This is a genomic window from Arthrobacter koreensis (assembly GCF_009193255.1).
Classification (GTDB): domain Bacteria; phylum Actinomycetota; class Actinomycetes; order Actinomycetales; family Micrococcaceae; genus Arthrobacter_B; species Arthrobacter_B koreensis.
The window spans coordinates 218,001-237,129 of the sequence record NZ_WACG01000005.1; the positions used below are offsets into that span (position 1 = coordinate 218,001).

Annotated in this window: 16 protein-coding genes and 1 pseudogene; 12 read left to right on the plus strand and 5 right to left on the minus strand. The window is 67.7% G+C overall.

Annotated features, from left to right (window positions below; genetic code table 11):
• The first annotated feature begins 54 nt into the window (after nucleotides 1-54).
• The 7 genes from GD628_RS11745 to GD628_RS11775 all read left to right on the plus strand — a co-directional run bounded on the left by GD628_RS11745 (nucleotide 55) and on the right by GD628_RS11775 (nucleotide 9,371).
• Nucleotides 55-1,545 carry a CoA-acylating methylmalonate-semialdehyde dehydrogenase gene (locus tag GD628_RS11745; RefSeq protein ID WP_152274818.1) on the plus strand — a complete coding sequence of 497 codons (1,491 nt, stop codon included), beginning with the start codon at nucleotides 55-57 and terminating at the stop codon, nucleotides 1,543-1,545.
• 20 nt (nucleotides 1,546-1,565) lie between these two features.
• A complete protein-coding gene (locus GD628_RS11750; protein ID WP_152274819.1) occupies nucleotides 1,566-2,936 on the plus strand; it encodes an aspartate aminotransferase family protein in 1,371 nt (456 codons plus the stop codon).
• Nucleotides 2,937-3,219: 283 nt separating this feature from the next.
• Complete coding sequence (locus GD628_RS11755) at nucleotides 3,220-4,965, plus strand: amidohydrolase (RefSeq protein WP_152274820.1); 1,746 nt, start codon at nucleotides 3,220-3,222, stop codon at nucleotides 4,963-4,965.
• Nucleotides 4,962-6,401 carry an NAD(P)/FAD-dependent oxidoreductase gene (locus GD628_RS11760; RefSeq protein WP_377956105.1) on the plus strand — a complete coding sequence of 480 codons (1,440 nt, stop codon included), beginning with the start codon at nucleotides 4,962-4,964 and terminating at the stop codon, nucleotides 6,399-6,401. The genes GD628_RS11755 and GD628_RS11760 overlap by 4 nt, the downstream gene beginning before the upstream one ends.
• Nucleotides 6,398-6,766 (plus strand): cupin domain-containing protein, encoded by a 369-nt coding sequence (locus GD628_RS11765; protein WP_091607113.1) that lies wholly within the window; start codon nucleotides 6,398-6,400, stop codon nucleotides 6,764-6,766. Before GD628_RS11760 ends, GD628_RS11765 begins: the two co-directional genes overlap by 4 nt.
• Nucleotides 6,767-6,825: 59 nt before the next feature.
• Nucleotides 6,826-8,319: a gamma-aminobutyraldehyde dehydrogenase gene (locus tag GD628_RS11770; protein WP_091607116.1), complete on the plus strand. Its 1,494-nt coding sequence runs from the start codon at nucleotides 6,826-6,828 to the stop codon at nucleotides 8,317-8,319.
• A 44-nt stretch (nucleotides 8,320-8,363) separates the two neighbouring features.
• Nucleotides 8,364-9,371 (plus strand): nitrilase-related carbon-nitrogen hydrolase, encoded by a 1,008-nt coding sequence (locus GD628_RS11775; protein WP_152274821.1) that lies wholly within the window; start codon nucleotides 8,364-8,366, stop codon nucleotides 9,369-9,371.
• Here the strand turns inward: GD628_RS11775 and GD628_RS11780 are convergent.
• The 3 genes from GD628_RS11780 to GD628_RS11790 form a co-directional block, all read right to left on the minus strand.
• Nucleotides 9,368-10,330: an L-lactate dehydrogenase gene (locus GD628_RS11780; RefSeq protein WP_152274822.1), complete on the minus strand. Its 963-nt coding sequence runs from the start codon at nucleotides 10,328-10,330 to the stop codon at nucleotides 9,368-9,370. The two genes, GD628_RS11775 and GD628_RS11780, sit on opposite strands and share 4 nt — an antisense overlap.
• Nucleotides 10,331-10,425: 95 nt before the next feature.
• On the minus strand, nucleotides 10,426-11,106 hold the full coding sequence (locus GD628_RS11785; RefSeq protein WP_226802508.1) for a GntR family transcriptional regulator: 681 nt from the start codon (nucleotides 11,104-11,106) through the stop codon (nucleotides 10,426-10,428).
• Entirely contained in the window at nucleotides 11,090-12,904 is a 1,815-nt protein-coding gene (locus GD628_RS11790; RefSeq protein ID WP_152274823.1) for a gamma-glutamyltransferase family protein, read from the minus strand. Before GD628_RS11790 ends, GD628_RS11785 begins: the two co-directional genes overlap by 17 nt.
• 125 nt (nucleotides 12,905-13,029) lie before the next feature.
• On the opposite strand from GD628_RS11790, the gene GD628_RS11795 reads away from it, so the two are divergent.
• The 4 genes and pseudogenes from GD628_RS11795 to GD628_RS11800 all read left to right on the plus strand — a co-directional run bounded on the left by GD628_RS11795 (nucleotide 13,030) and on the right by GD628_RS11800 (nucleotide 16,219).
• Nucleotides 13,030-13,737: a YoaK family protein gene (locus GD628_RS11795; protein WP_152274824.1), complete on the plus strand. Its 708-nt coding sequence runs from the start codon at nucleotides 13,030-13,032 to the stop codon at nucleotides 13,735-13,737.
• A 100-nt stretch (nucleotides 13,738-13,837) separates the two neighbouring features.
• A pseudogene (locus GD628_RS16985) lies at nucleotides 13,838-14,188 on the plus strand (GNAT family N-acetyltransferase); the annotation flags it as partial.
• Between the two features lie 13 nt (nucleotides 14,189-14,201).
• Entirely contained in the window at nucleotides 14,202-14,378 is a 177-nt protein-coding gene (locus tag GD628_RS16735) for a hypothetical protein (RefSeq protein WP_226802539.1), read from the plus strand.
• Nucleotides 14,379-14,482: 104 nt separating this feature from the next.
• Nucleotides 14,483-16,219: an L-lactate permease gene (locus GD628_RS11800; RefSeq protein WP_226802537.1), complete on the plus strand. Its 1,737-nt coding sequence runs from the start codon at nucleotides 14,483-14,485 to the stop codon at nucleotides 16,217-16,219.
• Between the two features lie 94 nt (nucleotides 16,220-16,313).
• Here GD628_RS11800 and GD628_RS11805 read toward each other — a convergent pair whose 3' ends face one another.
• Together GD628_RS11805 and hpaH are read right to left on the minus strand one after the other, a co-directional pair.
• On the minus strand, nucleotides 16,314-17,132 hold the full coding sequence (locus GD628_RS11805) for an HpcH/HpaI aldolase family protein (RefSeq protein WP_091607133.1): 819 nt from the start codon (nucleotides 17,130-17,132) through the stop codon (nucleotides 16,314-16,316).
• On the minus strand, nucleotides 17,117-17,902 hold the full coding sequence (gene hpaH / locus GD628_RS11810) for a 2-oxo-hept-4-ene-1,7-dioate hydratase (protein WP_152274959.1): 786 nt from the start codon (nucleotides 17,900-17,902) through the stop codon (nucleotides 17,117-17,119). Before hpaH ends, GD628_RS11805 begins: the two co-directional genes overlap by 16 nt.
• A gap of 124 nt (nucleotides 17,903-18,026) precedes the next feature.
• Here hpaH and GD628_RS11815 point away from each other — a divergent pair, with 124 nt between their 5' ends.
• Nucleotides 18,027-19,115 carry an alpha/beta hydrolase gene (locus GD628_RS11815; protein WP_152274826.1) on the plus strand — a complete coding sequence of 363 codons (1,089 nt, stop codon included), beginning with the start codon at nucleotides 18,027-18,029 and terminating at the stop codon, nucleotides 19,113-19,115.
• Nucleotides 19,116-19,129: the final 14 nt, after the last annotated feature.

Sequence of the window (19,129 nt, forward strand, 5' to 3'; positions counted from 1 at the left end):
AGAGCTCGGCTTAGATGGTGTCCAGCCCCACTTTCTACGCCTCAAGGAGCAAACGTGCAGACCACGCAGCACTGGATCAACGGCGCCTTCACGGCACCTGCAGACACCCGCCTCGCCGACGTAACCAACCCGGCCACCGGCAAGACCACTTCCCAAGTTGCCCTGGCCAGCGAGGAAACCGTCAACGAAGCCGTTGCAGCGGCTGCCGCCGCCTTCCCCGCCTGGCGCGACACCTCCCTGGCCCGCCGGGTGCAGATCCTCTTCAACTTCCGCGAGCTGCTCAACGCCCGCAAGCCTGAGCTGGCCGCCATCATCACCGCCGAACACGGCAAGGTCCTCGATGACGCGCTCGGTGAAATCAGCCGCGGCCAGGAGGTCGTCGAATTCGCCTGCGGCATCCCCCACCTGCTCAAGGGCGGCTTCACCGAGAACGCTTCCACCAAGGTTGACGTCCACTCCATCCGCCAGCCGGTTGGCCCCGCCGCCATCATCAGCCCGTTCAACTTCCCGGCCATGGTTCCCATGTGGTTCTTCCCGGTCGCCATCGCCACCGGCAACACCGTAGTGGTCAAGCCCAGCGAGAAGGACCCGACGGCGGTCAACTGGATCGCGGAACTGTGGAAGGAAGCCGGCCTGCCGGAAGGCGTCTTCAACGTGGTGCATGGCGACAAGGTTGCCGTGGATACACTCCTGCACCACCCGGACATCAAGTCCGTCTCCTTCGTGGGCTCCACCCCGATCGCCCAGTACGTCTACCGCGAGGGCACTGCCAGCGGCAAGCGCGTCCAGGCCCTCGGCGGCGCCAAGAACCACATGATCGTCCTGCCGGATGCTGACCTGGACCTGGCAGCCGACGCCGCCGTCAACGCCGGCTTCGGTTCCGCCGGCGAGCGCTGCATGGCCATCTCCGCCCTCGTCGCCGTCGGACCCGTCGGTGACGAGCTCGTTGCCAAGATCGCCGAGCGCACCCGTACCCTGCGCATCGGCGACGGCCTGCGCGGCACCGACATGGGCCCGCTGGTCACCTCCGCCCACCGGGACAAGGTTGCAGGCTACATCGACGCGGGAGAAGCCGCCGGAGCCACCGTTGTGCTGGACGGACGCAAGGTGGAAGCCGATGCCGAGGGCGAAGGCTTCTTCCTCGGCCCGACCCTGTTCGACCACGTCACCCCCGAGATGTCCATCTACACCGATGAGATCTTCGGCCCCGTGCTCTCCGTGGTCCGCGCGGAAAGCTACGACGAGGCGCTCGCCCTGATCAACGCCAACCAGTACGGCAACGGCACCGCGATCTTCACCAACGACGGCGGCGCCGCCCGCCGCTTCCAGAACGAAGTCCAGGTGGGTATGGTCGGCATCAACGTGCCGATCCCGGTTCCCATGGCCTACTACTCGTTTGGCGGCTGGAAGAACTCGCTCTTCGGTGATTCCCACGCACATGGCACCGAGGGCGTGCACTTCTTCACCCGCGGCAAGGTTGTCACCACCCGCTGGCTCGACCCGAGCCACGGCGGCCTGAACCTCGGCTTCCCCCAGAACGCCTAGGCACACGGAAGGATTCGCGAATGAGCACTACCGCCGAGACGGCAGTTACCGAAGAGGAACTGGCCGCAGGACGACGCGCCTACGAGCTGGACCGCAAACACGTGTTCCACTCCTGGTCCGCCCAGAAGCAGATCAACCCGATGACCATCACCCGGGCCGAGGGGTCCTACGTCTGGGACGGAGAAGGCCGGAAACTACTGGACTTCTCCTCCCAGCTGGTCAACACCAACATTGGCCACCAGCACCCCAAGGTGGTGGCCGCCATCCAGGAGCAGGCAGGCAAGCTCTGCACCATTGCTCCGCAGTACGTCAACGACGCACGGTCCGAAGCAGCGCGCCTGGTCTCCGAACTGACCCCGGGGAACCTGGACACGGTGTTCTTCACCAACGGCGGCGCCGACGCCATTGAGCACGCCATCCGCATGGCCCGCCTGCACACCGGACGCTACAAGGTTCTCTCCGCATACCGCTCCTACCATGGCGGTACGGCACTGGCCGTGAACGTCACGGGCGACCCGCGCCGAATCCCCAACGACTACGGCACGTCCGGAACCGTCCACTTCCACATTCCCTTCCTGTACCGCAGCCAGTTCCACGCCGCCACGCAGGAAGAGGAAGTCCAGCGGGCACTGGAGCACCTGGAGCAGCTCATTCTCCTGGAAGGTCCCGGTGCCTTCGCCGCCCTGGTCCTTGAGTCCACCCCGGGAACCGCCGGCATCATGGTTCCCCCGCCCGGCTACCTCGCCGGCGTCCGGGAACTGACCCGCAAGTACGGAATCGTGTTCATTGCCGACGAGGTCATGGCCGGCTTCGGACGGTCCGGCAAGTGGTTCGCGGTTGAACATGCCGACGGCGTGGGACCGGATCTGCTCACCTTCGCCAAGGGCGTCAACTCCGGTTACGTCCCGCTGGGCGGCGTCGCGATCTCCGACGAGATCGCCGGCACCTTCGCCAACTCGCCCTACCCCGGCGGCCTGACCTACTCCGGCCACCCGCTCGCCTGTGCAGCGGCGGTAGCCACCATCAACGCGATGCGCGACGAAGGCATGGTGGAGAATGCTGCGAACCTCGGCGAAACGGTCTTCGGGCCGGGCCTGGCGGAACTCGCCCGTAAGCACGCTTCCGTGGGCGAAGTCCGCGGAACGGGCGCGTTCTGGGCCATCGAGTTCGTAAAGAACCGCGAAACCCGTGAACCGCTGGCACCGTACGGCGGCTCCAGCCCCGCAATGAACGAACTCATTGCCGCCTGCAAGGAACGCGGGCTCCTGCCGTTCGCGAACTTCAACCGCATCCATGTGGTGCCGCCGCTGAACATCACCGAGGAGGACGCCCGCACCGGCCTGGGCATCCTCGATGAGGTCATGGCGATTGCGGACGGTTACACCGAGTAATCCAACGGTACGCGGCATTCGTCCAGCGGCGGGATCCTTCCGGGTCCCGCCGCTGGACGATCGCAGGTGCGCCCGGGACGTCCGCAGGGATGCAGAATTCACGCGCACCGGCGGACTGCGCAGGCGCGGTGTTTCACGCCCGTAAACAGTTTCGCCAACTTCATTCCCACCGTTGACAAGCCTGCAGGGCTCCCGTTTTATAAGAGCAGCCGTTCCACCTGAATGGCATTCATTTAAATGCCGGAGGCCGGAATAGTGCTGGGCTGGACCGAATAACGACTAAATGACGGCCGAAGTGAATAACGAGGTTTTTGTGCCACAGTTCGAATGGATTTTCCATTCCGGAGCGGTCTTCGACGGCCATCGCCTGGTCCCCGGGGCCAGTGCCGTGGCCGTATCCGGAGGAATCGTCTCGGCAGTCGGAACGGACGCAGAGCTCCGGGCCCTGGCCGGGCCTTCCACCCGAACGGTGGATCTGGCCGGGAGGCTGATCACCCCGGGGTTCACGGATGCCCACGTCCACGCCGCCTACGCGGGCGTGGAACGCCTGTGCTGCGACCTCGCTGAACTGAGCGGCGCACAGGCCTGCCTGGATCGCATCGCCGAGCACGCGGGACAGCCGGCCGGACCGGAGAACCCCGCGGGCTGGGTCACCGGCGGCGGCTGGTACAAAGGCGATTTCCCCGGCGGTTATCCGGACCGGCACACTCTCGACGCCGTCGCGCCCCACCGCCCGGTCTACCTGATCAACCGGGACCACCACAGCGCCTGGGTGAACACCCGTGCCCTGGAGCTGGCCGGCATTGACGCTTCCACCCCGGACCCCGCGGACGGGCGCATTGAACGGGACTCGAACGGATTCCCCTCCGGCACCCTGCACGAGGGCGCCATGGACCTGGTGGCCCGGGTGCTGCCGCCGGTGACGGACCAGGTGCTCGCGGCCGGAATCCGCCATGCCCAGGAACATCTCTTCTCGGTGGGCGTGACCGGCTGGCAGGAAGCGATCCTCGGCAGCTACGGCGGCTACCCTGATGCCTCAGCCGCGTACCGTTCCCTCGCGGCGGACGGAGCGCTGAAGGGCCGTGCCGCCGGGGCACTGTGGGTGCCGCGGGACACCACCGTGGAGTCAGTTCCGGCCCTGGTGGAGTCTTTCCTGGAACGCCGGGAGGCAAATGCCGCAGCCGGTTTCCGGACCACCAGCGCGAAAATCATGGTGGACGGAGTGCCGGAAAACTACACCGCAGCCATGCTGGACCCCTATCTGCGCCCCTGTGCCTGCGCCGGCGACGCCCCGGCGGATGAACGGGGCCTGCTTTACCTCTCCCCCGAGGTCCTCACCGCCGTGTCCATCGCCCTGGACGGTGCCGGGTTTGACCTGCATCTGCACGTGATCGGGGACCGTGCGGTCCGTACCGGGCTCGACGCCGTCGCTGCCGCCCGCGCGGCCAACCCCGGTTCGGCCGGCCGGCACCACATGGCTCACCTGCAGGTCATCCATCCCCAGGACATTGGCCGGTTCGCCGAGCTGGATGTCACCGTTAATGCCCAGGCGCTGTGGGCCTGCAACGATGACCAGATGACGGAGCTGACCGTCCCCTTGCTCGGCGGAGAGCGCTCCGGCTGGCAGTACCCGTTCGCCGGCCTCGAAGCTGCCGGTGCCAGGCTGGCCATGGGCTCCGACTGGCCCGTGTCCAGCCCCGATCCCTGGCAGGCAATCCATGTGGCCGTCAACCGTGCCCACCCGGATTATTCCGATGCACCGCCGCTGGTCCCGGACCAGGCGCTGGCCCTCACCAGTGCCCTGGCTGCCTACACGTCCGGCTCGGCCTGGCTCAACCGCGCCCCCGGCGGGACCCTGGTCCCGGGTGCACCGGCGGACCTCGCCGTGCACTCCGCCAACCCCTTCGACCTGGACCCGGCAGGCTTGTCCTCACTGCAGAGCGACATGGTCCTGGTGGGCGGCGAACCCGTCTTTATCCGTTCCACCGCCGATTCCGGCGACGCATTACTCCAAAGGACCGCACCATGATGACCGTCTACGACCTCGCCGAGAACCAGTACGGCAGGCCGCGCGCAGCTAAGGCCCTCGCCGGAGCGGCCCGCGAGCCCTACTGGCTGGATGACCCGGAACGGCCGGATGCCCTGCCCGCCCTGGACACAGACGCGGAGACGGATCTTGCCGTCGTCGGCGGCGGGTACACGGGCCTGTGGACCGCGCTGATGGCCAAGGAGCGCAATCCCGGCCGCCGCGTGATGCTGCTGGAGGCGTCCCGCATTGCCTGGGCGGCTTCGGGCCGGAACGGCGGTTTCTGTGAGGCATCGCTGACCCACGGTGAGTCCAACGGCTTGAAGCACCTCCCGGACGAAGCTGAGCAGCTGGACCGGCTGGGCCGGGAAAACCTGCGCGAAATGGCCGAAACCATTCAGCGCTACGGAATCGACTGCGGCTTTGAGCTCACCGGAAGCCTGTCCGTGGCCACCGAAGCCCATCAGGTCCAGTGGCTGGAGGAAGAAGCAGACGCGGACAACCCGGACCTGGTGTTCCTGGACCGGGACGAGGTGCGGAAGGAAGTCGATTCGCCGTTGTACCTCGCCGGGCTGTGGGACCGTACCAGCACGGCGCTGCTCAACCCGGCCCGGCTCGCCTGGGGGCTGCAGCGGGCGGCGTTGGAAGCCGGCGTCGAAATCTACGAGAACACCCCGGTGCGCAACATCCGGAACGCGGGCGCGAAGGTCCGGCTGCTGACCGACAGCGGGACCGTCACCGCAGACCGCGTTGCCCTCGCCACGAATGTGTTCCCGTCCCTGCTCAAGCGCACCCGGCTCTTCACCGTCCCCGTCTATGACTATGCGCTGATGACCGAGCCGCTCTCCGCCGACCAGCTGGCGGCCATTGGCTGGCACAACCGGCAGGGCCTGAGCGACCTCAACAACCGGTTCCACTACTACCGGCTCACCACGGACCGCGACGGCGCGGCACGCATCCTGTTCGGCGGCTACGACGCCGTGTACAACTACGGCCGGAGCATGAAGCCCGAGTACGAGCACCGGGAGGAAACCTACGAACGGCTGGCGTCCCACTTCGCTGCCACCTTCCCCCAGCTCGCCGATGTGAGCTTCAGCCATGCCTGGGGCGGGGCGATTGATACCTGCAGCCGGTTCTTCGCCTTCTTCACCACCGCCTTCGGCGGCAAAGTCGCCTTCTCCGCCGGCTACACCGGCCTCGGAGTGGGTGCGACGCGCTTCGGCGCCAACGTCATGCTGGACCTGCTCTCCGGCAAGGAAACCGAACGAACGGAGCTGCAGATGGTCAAGCGCAAACCGCTCCCCTTCCCGCCCGAACCGGTGGCCTGGCTGGGCGTGAAGATCACCACCGCGGCTATGGTCCGGGCCGACCGCCGGCAGGGCCGCCGCGGCCCGTGGCTGAAGGCCATGGACGCAGTAGGGATGGGGTTCGACTCATGAGTACCCTCACCTCTCTGCCCGCCGGCGTTCCCGTACAGCCCGAAGCCCTGGAACTTGTCCGTGAGCCGGTCCCCGCCGAGGCCATCGCATCCGGCGCCCCGGCCACCGGCGTGCACCCGCTGGGGAGCTTCGGCGGAGTTGGCCTGGGCGTCTGGGAGATGACCGAAGGCGGCATGTTCGACACCGAAGCCGACGAAATCTTCCTGGTCCTCTCCGGCGCTGCAACCGTCGATTTCCTCGCCGAAGACGGCACCGTCACCGCAACCGCCGCGCTGGGCCCGCACACCCTGATGCGCCTGGCGGCCGGCACCCGGACCAGGTGGACCGTCACCAAAACCCTTCGCAAGGTCTACCTGACCACCTAGCGTCCGGCAGGGATCTCCCGGCCGCGACCAGCACCCACACCAGATTCACGGAGTAAGACATGCACCAGTTTTCCGAGGGACACCTCTTTATTAACGGCAGCTACCGGCAGGGCCGGGGCGAGGAAGCCAAGCGGATCAATCCTGCCACCGGCAACGCAGACGAGACGGTGCGTTACGCGGACGCCGCTGACGTGGACGACGCCGTTGCTGCCGCCAAGGCGGCGTTTGCGGGCTGGTCCCGCCGCACGCCGGGCGAGCGCTCCGAGGCCATGCTGGCGCTGGCCGCGGAGCTGGACAAGCGCTCCGCCGAACTCGCGGAACTGGAGACGGCGCAGACCGGTAAGTCCATCCGCATGTCCACCGAATTCGATGTACCCGGAACCGTGGACAACGTGTCCTTCTTCGCCGGCGCTGCCCGCCAGCTGCATGGCCTCGCGGCGGGCGAGTACGGCGCCGGGGGGACGTCCATGATCCGCCGTGAACCGATCGGAGTGATCGGGTCCATCTCTCCGTGGAACTACCCGCTGCAGATGGCCGGATGGAAGATCCTGCCCGCCATCGCCGCCGGCAACACCATTGTGCTCAAGCCATCCGAGCTCACCCCCGGCACGTCCCTCATTTTCGCCGAGGCCGCTGCCGCGGCGGGAATTCCCGACGGCGTCATTAACGTCGTCACCGGTTCGGGTCCGGTGGCAGGTGAGGCCCTGGTGACCCACCCGGATGTGGTGATGACCTCCTTTACCGGTTCCACCGCCGTCGGCCGCAAAATCATGGCCATGGCGGCGCAGACCGCCAAGCGGGTGCACCTGGAGCTCGGCGGCAAGGCACCGTTCCTGGTGTTCGACGACGCCGACGTCGAGGCAGCGGCCCACGGTGCCGTGGCCGGAGCGATCATCAACGGCGGGCAGGACTGCACCGCCGCCACCCGCGCCTACGTGCAGGCCCCGCTGTTCGAAGCGTTTACGGCACGGGTCGCCGAACTGATGGACGCCGTCGTGGTGGGTGACCCCACGGATCCGGACACGGACCTGGGCTCCCTGATCAGTCACGCACACCGGGACAAGGTGGCCGGTTTCGTGGACCGTGCCCGCGAGGCAGGTGCCCGGATCCTGGCCGGCGGCGCCGCCCCCGGCGGCGACCTCGCTGCGGGGGCGTTCTACCGCCCCACGCTGGTGACCGGTGCCGCGCAGGACTCCGAAATTGTGCAGGACGAGATCTTCGGTCCGGTGCTCACCGTCCTGCCGTTCGACTCCGATGACGAGGGCATTGCCCTGGCCAATGACACCCCCTACGGGCTGGCGGCCTCCGCCTGGACCCGGGACCTGAACCGGTCCCTGCGGGCCAGCGAGGAAATCGCCGCAGGCTGCGTCTGGGTGAACGACCACATTCCGATCGTGTCCGAGATGCCGCACGGAGGCTACAAGGCGTCCGGATTCGGTAAGGACATGTCCGTGTACTCCTTCGAGGAGTACACGAACGTCAAGCACGTGATGATGAGCCGCGACGCTGCCGCCCACAAGGAATGGCAGGACACGGTCTTCAAGGAGCGCTAAACCCCAAAGCGCCGCCACCCGCACCCCATTTCCGGAGGTTTCCCATGATTGAAATCACCCGTACCGGTGCATTGCGCTCACCGGCCGCCGCCGTGCCGGACCAGCCCCGGCCCTCGCTGAGGGTGGGGGTGGTCCAGCACCGCTGGCAGCCGGACCCGGCGGCGCTGCGGGCCGAACTCAACGACGGGATTGCCCGGGCAGCGGACCAGGGGGCCGGAGCCGTGTTCCTGCCCGAGCTGACGCTGTCCCGCTACCCGGCGGACACCCACCCCGACGGGCTGCCGGGGGAACTCGCGGAGGACCTGCTCGACGGGCCAACCTTCGCCTTCGCCGCCGAGGCCGCCCGCCGGCACGATGTGTGCGTCCACGCTTCGCTCTTTGAACGCGCCGACGGCCCGGACGGACTCGGACTGAACACCGCCATCCTGGTCTCCCCCGAAGGGAAGCTGCTGGGCAGGACCAGGAAGCTGCACATCCCGTCTTCCGAGGGCTACCACGAAGACCGGTATTTTCGGCCCGGTCCGGCCACCGGGGATCCTTATCCGGTCCATGCCGTGGCTGAGCTCGACGGCGCCCGGCTGGGCCTGCCCACGTGCTGGGACCAGTGGTTTCCGGAACTCGCCCGGCTGTACTCCCTGCGCGGGACCGAGGTGCTGGTGTATCCCACCGCGATTGGATCGGAACCCGATTTCCCGGACTTCGACACCCAGCCGCTGTGGGAGAAGGTGATTGTAGGCAACGCGATCGCCAACGGCCTGTTCATGGTGGTGCCGAACCGGTGGGGCAACGAGGGAAACCTGACGTTTTACGGGTCTTCCTTCATCTGCGACCCGTACGGCCGGATCCTGGTGCAGGCCCCGCGGGACGAATCAGCCGTCCTTGTAGCGGATCTTGAACTGGAGCAGCGTTCGCATTGGCTCGGACTCTTTCCGTTCCTTGAATCCCGCCGCCCGGACACCTACGGCGCGCTGGCCGAAGTACCGACGCCGGACTCCGCTGGTGAGGACGCCCGTCCGCAGCTCCAGGCGGCCCGGGGCGGAGCGGGCTACTAGATCCCCAGCGAGGCGAGGTTCTGCTTGAGGGTCTCCGCGGAGTCCTGCAGCTGCTGCTGTTCACGCTCGTCCAGGGGCATTTCCAGCATCTTGTACACCCCGCCCGAGCCCACGATCGAGGGCAGGGACAGGGCGACGCCGGAAATTCCGTGGACGCCGCGCAGCAGCGCTGAAACTGGCAGGACGGCGTTCTCCGCCTGGAAGACCGCTTCGACGATCCGCACTCCCGCCAGGCCGATCGCGTAGTTCGTGGCACCCTTGCCTTCGATCACCTTGTAGGCCGCGTTGACGACGTCGTCCGTAATGGATGCCAGCACCTCATCAGTGAAGACCTGGCGCCCGCTGATGGTCCATTCGCGGATGGGGACGGGGCCAATGGTGGCGCTGGACCAGACCGGGAATTCGCTGTCCCCGTGCTCGCCGATGATGGTGGCATGCACGCTGGTCATCAGCACGTGCGCCTGCCGGGCCACCAGCAGACGCAGCCGCGAGGTGTCCAGCACCGTCCCGGAGGAGAAGATCCGGTTCGGCGGCAGGCCGGTGATCTTCTGGGCCGCGACGGTGAGGACGTCGCACGGATTGGTCACCAGGATGTAGACGGCCTCCGGGGCCTGCTCCATCAGGGCAGGCATCAGGGTCTCCATGATCCGGACGTTGGCGGCCGCGAGGTCCAGCCTGCTCTGCCCGGGCTTCTGCCGCGCTCCGGCGGTCACGACGATGACGTCCGAGCCGGCCAATGCTTCGATCCTGCCGCCCCCGGCTACGGTGTTTGCCCCGGTGAACTGCGTTCCGTGGGAGAGGTCCAGTGCCTCCGCCTCGGCACGGGTGGCATCGATGTCATAGATGACGATTTCCCTCGCCGCCTCACGGATCAGGGACGCGTACGCCAGCGCGGTGCCTACGCTTCCCGCCCCGACTATTCCAAGCTTGGTAACTGGTCTGGTGGTGATGTTGGCCATCGCTTTGTGCCCCGCTCACGGTAGGAGGATCCCCCTACATGGCACTATAGGTTCGCTTCTCCGGCGGCGGAACGGCTTCCGGCGCGGAGACTTCCTCAGGCCGCGAAACGGCTCAGGAAGGACTGCTTTGACCACTGGATGTGGGCACGCATTCGTGCCTCCGCTTCGACGGCACCGCCGGCGTCCACCGCCGCCAGGATGGGACGGTGTTCGGACCAGGAATCCCGCCCGCGGAACCCGACGTCGGAGGCGTAGAGCCACTCGATCTTCCCGGCCAGCTGGGCCAGCAACGCCTGCAGGGACGCGCTGCCCGCCAGTTCGGCGATGCCGCGGTGGAATCCAAGGTTCAGCTCCGGCAGCACCTCCAGCCGGCCCTCGGCTGCGGCGGCGTCCCCGGCAGCCAGGGTTTCCCCGAGCCGGCGCCGGGCTTCCCACCAGTCCGGATCCGGGATGCCCGCAGCTGCCTGCCGGGCCGCACGCTCCGCGGCCCGCCGCGCCGTCGCGCTTTCCACTGCTTCCCGGACGTCGAACAGGTCCCCGGCTTCGCCCGGGTCCAGCCGGGCGACCCGGGACCCGGCGTACGGGCGGGATTCAACGAATCCTTCGGCGGCGAGCGTCCGCAGCGCTTCGCGAACCGGAACGCGGGAGGATCCATAGCGGGCGGCCAGGGCTGCCTCGGTGATCTTGGCCCCCGGTGCCAGTTCTCCGCGGATGATGTCCTGCCGGATTCGATCCCGTATCCCCGGTTCCCCGGGGAGCTCAGCGGCCTGCGGCATAACCCTGCGCCCCGCGCGGATTAGCGGCTGCCATGAGCACGCCGGTCCGCGGATCACGAACGACGGCGGAAAGCCGTCCCAGTGCCCAGTCCCCGGCCCGGGTGATAACGTGTCCGCGCTCTGCCAGGGCCTCGATGATCCCGTCGCCCAACCGGTCTTCCACCACGGCGCCGCCCGGGGTCCAGGTCCGAGGCCAGAACGATCCGGGCAGGGACGTGGTGTGGAAGGCCGGGGCGTCGATGGCCTGCTGCGGCGTGTAGCCGCCCACAATCGTGCGCAGCAGGTACAGCAGCTGCCACTGGTCCTGCTGGTCCCCGCCGGGCGAGCCGAGGGCGGCGACCGGTTGCCCGTCCTTCAGGACAAGAGTGGGCGTCAGGGTGGTCCGCGGACGCTTTCCCGCCTGCAGGGTGGAAGGCGCTCCGTCTTCCAGCCAGGTCATCTGCAGGCGCGTGCCCAGGCAAAAACCGAGTTCCGGGATGGTGGGCGAAGACTGCAGCCACCCGCCGGACGGGGTGACCGAGACCATGTTGCCCCAGCGGTCCACAACATCCACATGGCACGTGTCGCCACGGGTTTCGCCGGTGGGCGAGACGGTTGGCTCTCCGGTTCCGTCACCGCCCGCGGAGTCCTCACCGGCCAGCGCCGGCGGCACGTACTCCGTGCGCAGCGGCGGCACGAACGGCGAGTGGCCGGGCACCTGCCCGGGCCGGAATTCATGCGAGGCCAGCGGAGTGATGGCTTCGCGGCGCCGAGCTGCGTACTCTTCGCTGAGCAGGTAATCCAGCGGAACGTGGCTGTCTCCGTAATAGGCTTCCCGGTCCGCGATGGCGAGTTTCTGCGCCTCCAGGATGGTGTGGACGCCCAGCTCGGTGGAGGGGTCAAGGTACTCGTCGGGGAACCCGTCCAGAATCGCCAGCGTCTGCAGCAGCGCCGGCCCCTGGCCCCAGGCGCCGGTCTTTGCGATGGTGTAGCCGCGGAAGTCGAACGTGACCGCCGGCTCGTAGCCGGCCTCGGAAGCAGCGAAGTCCGACTCCGCGATCACCCCGGCGTGGTCCGTTCCGGAGGAGTGCCGGTGCGGTTTGGCGGCAAAGTCTGCGGCCGCCGTCGCCACGAACCCCGTGCTCCACTCGCGGCGGGCGGCTTCGATGCGTTCCTCGCGCGTGCCTGCGCCCTCCCCGGCTTCGGCGAGCCGCCGAAGGACGTCCGCGTAGGCCGGGTTTTTAATGAGCTCACCTTCTGCCGGTGGCCGGCCCTGGGGCATCCACAGCTGGGCGGAGGTGGGCCAGTGTTCCTGGAACAGCCGGGACACCTGCCCGATGGTCCGTCCCACCTGGGCCAGCACCGGATGCCCGTCGCGGGCGTAGCCGGCAGCGTAGTCCAGCACGTCTGCCAGCTCCCAGCTTCCGTGGTCCCGCAGCAGCAGCAGCCAGGCGTCGACGGCGGCGGGAACAGCAGCAGCGAGCGCCCCGGACCCGGGAACCAGTTCAAGGCCTTCTGCCAGGAAGTGCTCACGCGTGGCTGCTGCCGGAGCCCTTCCCTGCCCCATCAGGACCACGGGCTCGGACGGGTTACCTGCGGTGGCAAAGACACCGGTGAGGTCGCCGCCGGGACCGTTCAGGTGCGGCTCCACGACGTGCAGGACGAACCCGGCTGCCACGGCGGCGTCGAACGCATTTCCGCCGCGTTCAAGGACGGACTGCGCGGCGGCGGTGGCAAGCCAGTGGGTGGATGCGCTCATGCCGAACGTTCCCTGCAGGGTGGGCCGGGTGGTGAAGGTGCCGGGTTCGGTGAAGGGCATGGTTTCGCTTTCGTAGGTTATGGCGGCGGCTGGAGTGCGGCAGATTCGCGGAGGATTGAATACAAAACCCACATTTCAGTCGGCTTCGTATACATTAGGCGGCATTACTGCCGAAAGGGAAGCCCATGGAACGCCTCAATGCCGTGCCGACCGAGCGGGTACACCTGTGGTTGATGCTGGCGCTGACATTTTCCACCGGGGTGATCGACGCCGTCGGCTATCTCGGCCTGGACAACGTCTTCACCGGGAATATGACCGGCAACGTAGTGCTCCTCGGCATGGCTTTTGCCGGCGGCGCGAACCTGCCTGTCCTCCGGCCCGCCCTGGCACTGGTGTTCTTCATGCTCGGAGCCGCGCTGGCCGGGCGGATGCTGCGGAAGGGGCCGGAAGGATGGTCCGGGCGCATCTCAGGTGCACTGGTGACCGTGGCCGCCGGAATTACTGCCCTTGCCGTCTTCACCGCGGTGGTGGACGTGCAGGCGAACGATGTTCTCGGCAGCATCACCACTTCCTCCATGGCCACGCTGATGGGGATCCAGGCAGCCACCGCCAAGCGGCTGAAGGTTGCGGAGGTGACCACCGTCGTCGTCACCTCCACGATCACCGGGCTGGCGTCGGAATCGAAGCTGGCGGGCGGGGACGGTAAGTTCTGGGCGCGCCGGGCCCTGGCGATCGCCCTGATCCTGGCCGGCGCCGTAGCCGGCGCGGCCGCCCTGAACGTGGGGCTGTGGCTGGGCCTGGCCCTTTCGGCCCTGATCTCGACGGCGGTGGCAGTCTTCGGCTACGTCCGCCACCACCGCGAGACCCGCGCCGTTCCTTCCCCGCCGAGATGACAGAAACTGCACGAAAGCGGGGGCTATCGTGCAGTTTCTGTCATCTCGAGGTGGGGATACAGCCGGCGCAGGCGGCGCAGGCGGGTTTACAGTAGTGGCCATGCTGGAGCAGAACCCCGGGGACTGGACCCCCATCCGCACACCCAGGCTGCTGCTGTGCAGGCCGGAGGCCCGGGACGAGGCAGCGGCGGTGGAACTGCACACCGATCCGCGGACCAATGTGCACCACCCGGTGCCCGCCAGTGTCACCCGCGCTTCCTCTTCCCGGACTTTCCACGAAATTCGGCAGCACTGGTACCGGCACGGTTTCGGGGTGTGGTCGGTCTTTGCCGCAGCGGAACCCGGTACGCTGATCGGCTTCACCGGAGTGTCCCACCGGATCATCCGCGGCAGGCCTGCCCTCAACCTCTACTACCGCTACTCACCCGCGGTGTGGGGCCAGGGACTGGCGACTGAGGGCGCGCTTGGAGGCGGTCCGGCTGGCGGAGGAGCTGCTGCCGGGCCTGCCCGTGGTTGCCTATACCTCCGTGGACAACATCGGCTCGCAGCGTACGGCCCTCGCGGCCGGACTCGAACGGCGCGAAGACCTGGACGAGGACCGCGGCACATATCTGGACCTCTATCTCGCCAAGGACTGGTAGCACTCCTACTCTGGAGACAGTGCTTTTTCCGCCACTCCCCACGCCAGTCTCCGGTCCCGCTGCCTGCAGCACGGACCCCAGCGGCGCCAGGCACGGAGGGTCCCATGGAGAGCATCACCCCCACTACCGATGCGGTTGGTTCAAGTGTTGCGCTCTCTGCGCTGCTAGCACTCGTGCCGCTGCTGGTTTTCTTCCTGCTGCTCGCCTTCGCCAAGACTCGGGCGTACATCGCCGGAGCGTGGGCGCTGCTCGCCGCCCTGGTCATCGCCGTCGCAGGCTTCGGCATGCCCGCAGGGCTGGCCGTGCTCTCCGCAACCCAGGGGGCGGCCTTCGGCCTCTTCCCCGTGGTGTGGATCATCGTCATGGCCGTCTGGCTCTACCACGTGACCGTGCGCAGCGGCCGGTTCGAGGACCTTCGGCGGGTCTTCGACCGTGTGGGCGGCGGAGACCTGAGGGTGCAGGCGATCCTGGTGGCCTTCTGCTTCGGCGGGCTGCTGGAAGCCCTGGCCGGGTTCGGTGCGCCCGTTGCCATCACGGTGACCATGCTGCTGGCCCTGGGAATCGCGCCGGTGCGGGCCGCGACGGCGGTGCTGGTCGCCAACACGGCACCGGTCGCCTTCGGCGCACTCGCCATCCCCATTACGACGGCGGCGAACCTCACCAGTTACACCGGGGACGAGATCGGCGCCGTCGTTGGCCGGCAGACTCCGCTCCTGGCGTTCGTGGTCCCGGTGATCCTGCTTTTTATCCTGGACGGCCGCCGCGGTGTCCGCGAGTGCTGGCCGGTGGCCCTGTTCACCGGCGTCGTGTTCTCCGTCTTCCAGTTCCTGTGCTCCAACTACTTCTCCTACGAGCTGACGGACATCGTCGCGTCACTGGTAGCCATGGCCGCCGCCGTCGGCTTCCTGCGTTATTGGCACCCCCGCGGCGGAGAGCCGGCGGCCGAACGTATGCGGGGCGAGCTGGCTGCCGCGACGGCCTCGGGCTGGACGGCGGCGGGCAGCGGAGAAGCGGAGGTTGGCAGCGCAGTGACGGACACCGCGGAGGATGAGCTGACGCCGTCGCGGGCGTGGATGGCGCTCTTCCCGTATGCGCTGGTGATTGTGGTGTTCGGAATCGTGAACCTCTGGACGCTGGGCATCAACATCCCCGAGGCCCTGGCCAAAACCACCATCGAGATCCCCTGGCCCTGGCTGCACGATGCGCTGCTGGACGCGGACGGCGAGCGCCTGTCCTCCACGGTCTACCACTTCGAGTGGCTGATCAGCCCCGGAACCCTGCTGCTGATCAGCGGCCTCATTGTTGCCGCCGTCTATTCGCGGTTCGATGACAGGGGCCGGTACCCGCTGAGCATGGGCACGGCGGTGCAGGAGATCTGGACGACGGCCCGGCGGATGACCGCCGCGGCGCTGACCATCCTGGCGGTGCTGGCCCTGGCCTACGTCATGAACAACTCCGGGCAGACCGTCTCGATCGGCACCTGGCTGGCGGGAACGGGGGCGTTCTTCGCGTTCCTCTCCCCGGTGCTGGGCTGGATTGGCACCGCGGTCACCGGATCGGACACCTCAGCCAACGCCCTGTTCGCACGGCTGCAGGAAACCGCCGGAGCTGCTGCCGGGCTGGATCCCAAGCTGCTGATCGCCGCCAACACCGGAGGCGGCGTCATGGGCAAGCTGATTTCACCGCAGAACCTGGCCATCGCCGCAGCGGCAGTGAACATGAGCGGGCAGGAGTCCGTCCTGCTGCGCAAGGTCTTCGGCTGGAGCGTGGCCCTGCTGCTGGCGCTGTGCGTGATCGTCTTCCTGCAGTCCACTCCGGTGCTGGGCTGGATGCTCCCCTAGCGTCCCTGGGCCTCCCTGCCGAGAGGCCAGTTACGGCTCCTTTGAGCGCTGAAACGAGCCGTAACGGGCCTCTCGGCGGGGGTGGGATGCGGGGCTAGTAGCTGGCGGGAGCGGAACCGGATCCGGAAGGATCCTGCGGCACATATTTTGCCGCGAGCGCTTCGGAGGCACGGGCCAGGAGAGCCACGTCCGCGCCCACGGCGATGAAGTCCGCTCCGGCCTCAAGGTAGCGGCGGGCGGTTGACTCCACGAAGGCATTCACCCCCACGGCGACGCCGAGTTCCACCGCGGTGCGGATGCACTGCTCGACGGCGGCAACGACGTCCGGATGGTCCTGCTGCCCCAGGTGTCCCATGGACGCCGCGAGGTCCGAGGGCCCGATGAAGATGCCGTCCACGCCGTCGGTCCCGGCAATCTGCGCAACATTGGCAACGGCCTCCGCAGTTTCCACCTGCACCAGCAGCGTAATGGTCTCCTCGGCCCGGTCCAGGTAGCCCTCGATCCGGTTCCAGCGCGATCCGCGGGCAAGCGCGCTTCCCACGCCGCGGACACCGCGGGGCGGGTACCGGACGGCGGCAACAGCCTGTTCGGCCTGCCCGGCGTTGTCCACCATCGGAACGATCAGGTTCTGGACACCCAGATCCAGGTACTGCTTGATGAGCACCGTGTCATTGGAGGGGACCCGCACCACGGGGAAAACCGGGTAACCGGCCATCACCTGCAGCTGGACGCTGATGGACTCCAGCGAATTGATGCTGTGCTCGCCGTCAATCAGCACCCAGTCGAAGCCTGACCCGGCACAGATTTCCGCCAGCAGCGGGTTGCCGGTGCAGGCCCACATGCCGGCGCGGGGGCGCCCGCCGTTGCCCAGGACGGACTTGAACGACGGCGCGGGCTCTACTCGAAACGGCATGTCACTGATCCCAGCTGTCCGTAGTCTGCGTGCACGGTGTCACCCTTGTGGACCCACATGGGGCGGGTAAAGGAGCCGGCCAGGATGATCTCTCCGGCGCCGAGGCTCGCTCCGTGGGCTGCGATCTTGTTCGCCAGCCAGTAGACACCGGCGGCGGGGTGGTTCAGCACACCGGCTGCCACGCCGGTTTCTTCAATGGTCTGGTTCTTGTACAGCAGGGCGGAGATCCAGCGGAGGTCGACGTCATCCACCTTCACCGGGCGTCCACCGACCACCATGGCCCCCATCGCCGCGTTATCCGCGATGGTGTCCACAATGGTGCGGCCTTCCATCTCGATCCGCGAATCAAGGATTTCCAGGGCCGGGACCACGTACTCGGTGGCATCCAGGACGTCAAAGATGGAGCAGTTCGGCCCGGAGAGCGGCTTGCCCAGCACGAAAGCCAGTTCCACTTCAATGCGCGGATGCGTGTACGCGTCCCACTGCACCGTGCAGCCGTTCTCAAGGACCATGTTGTCGAAGATGACGCCGTAGTCCGGCTCGGTGATGCCCGTGGCGTCCTGCATGGCCTTCGACGTCAGGCCGATCTTGCGGCCCGCCAGCTTCCGCCCCTGCGCCTGCATCCGGCGGCTCCAGAGTTCCTGGACGGCGTAGGAATCCTCCACCGTCATCTCCGGGTACCGCGCCGTGAGCCGGGGCACCGGCGTACGGCTGGCGCCCGCGGCTACGAGCTCATCGGCAATCTTTTCTATGGTCTGTTTCTCGAGCACGCTCACTGCACCACTTTCGAAGGAACACTGGTCCGATCCATACGGCTGAAATGGATTGTATATGATCCATGACACATTCCAGCTGAAACCAGCCCCCACCTGAGCGCTACATTACGCTGAAGGTGTGCCTGCCACCCGCTTCCCCAACCTGCTTCCCGTCACCGCGGCAGCAGCCGCCGCGGGTGCCGGAGCCGCTTTCCTCCTCACTCCGTGGCCTGCGGCACTGCTGATCCGGGCCGTGTTTGCCCGCGGGGCGCAGCAGCTGGTCCGCCAGATGCGCCCGTATGCCCCTGCCGTGAGTGAGCACCGCGGCCTGGCCTACCTGGGCGGGACCCGCCGTCTGGACCTTTTCCTCCCACCGGGACACTCGGCCCTCACCGGCGGGAAGTTGCCGGTCATTCTCTGGGTGCATGGCGGCGCGTGGATCTCCGGTTCACGGCATGATGTTGCCCCGTACCTGCGGATGCTGGCAGCCCGCGGATACGCCGCCGTCGGAGTGGACTATTCGGTGGCTCCGGGCAGCAGGTATCCCCAGGCCCTGCTGGAAGTGGATGCAGCGGCGTCCTTCCTGCAGGAGGCGGCGCCCCGCTACGGGCTGGACATGGAGCAGGTGGTCCTGGCCGGAGACTCCGCCGGCGCCCAGCTGGCCGCGCAGTTCGCCGCCGCCGTGACTTCACCCGGCTACGCCGCTGACCTGGGCCTCTCGCCGGGCCTGTCTCCGGAACAGCTGCGCGCAGCCGTCCTGCACTGCGGCGTCTACGACCTGCAGGCCATGGGGCGGCTCACCGGTGTCCTGGGCTGGGGCTTTCAGACCGCGCTGTGGGCCTACACCGGCAAACGGCGGTTCAGCGGAAGCGCGGCAGCGGAACAGATGTCCGTCCTCTCCCACGCTTCGCCGGCGTTCCCGCCTACCTACGTCAGCGGCGGCAACGGCGACGGCCTAACCCGGCAGCAGTCGATGCCCTTTGCGGACCGGCTGCAGGACCTTGGTGTGCCCGTTACCAGGCAGTTCTGGCCGGAGCTGTCTCCCGCGCTGCCGCACGAAGCCCAGTTCCAGTTTTCCCGGCCGGAGGCGCGGTCCGCGCTCGACGAGACGGATGCCTTCCTGACCGCAGTCCTTTCCGGCCCGGATGCCGCCGCCACACGGCACAGCCTGGACTCGCCGGAAGCCGTTCCCGGCAGTACCCGTCCCGTCCCACGGCCTCCGGCCTAACCGAACCGCACCGA

Coding starts and splice junctions, on each gene's coding strand:
- GD628_RS11800 (WP_226802537.1), top strand. CDS start 14,483: ATGGAGAGCATCACCCCCACTACCGATGCGGTTGGTTCAAGTGTTGCG.
- GD628_RS11765 (WP_091607113.1), top strand. CDS start 6,398: ATGAGTACCCTCACCTCTCTGCCCGCCGGCGTTCCCGTACAGCCCGAA.
- GD628_RS11795 (WP_152274824.1), top strand. CDS start 13,030: ATGGAACGCCTCAATGCCGTGCCGACCGAGCGGGTACACCTGTGGTTG.
- GD628_RS11785 (WP_226802508.1), bottom strand. CDS start 11,106: ATGCCGCAGGCCGCTGAGCTCCCCGGGGAACCGGGGATACGGGATCGA.
- GD628_RS11770 (WP_091607116.1), top strand. CDS start 6,826: ATGCACCAGTTTTCCGAGGGACACCTCTTTATTAACGGCAGCTACCGG.
- GD628_RS11755 (WP_152274820.1), top strand. CDS start 3,220: ATGACGGCCGAAGTGAATAACGAGGTTTTTGTGCCACAGTTCGAATGG.
- GD628_RS11760 (WP_377956105.1), top strand. CDS start 4,962: ATGATGACCGTCTACGACCTCGCCGAGAACCAGTACGGCAGGCCGCGC.
- GD628_RS11750 (WP_152274819.1), top strand. CDS start 1,566: ATGAGCACTACCGCCGAGACGGCAGTTACCGAAGAGGAACTGGCCGCA.
- GD628_RS11775 (WP_152274821.1), top strand. CDS start 8,364: ATGATTGAAATCACCCGTACCGGTGCATTGCGCTCACCGGCCGCCGCC.
- GD628_RS11790 (WP_152274823.1), bottom strand. CDS start 12,904: ATGCCCTTCACCGAACCCGGCACCTTCACCACCCGGCCCACCCTGCAG.
- GD628_RS11805 (WP_091607133.1), bottom strand. CDS start 17,132: ATGCCGTTTCGAGTAGAGCCCGCGCCGTCGTTCAAGTCCGTCCTGGGC.
- GD628_RS11780 (WP_152274822.1), bottom strand. CDS start 10,330: ATGGCCAACATCACCACCAGACCAGTTACCAAGCTTGGAATAGTCGGG.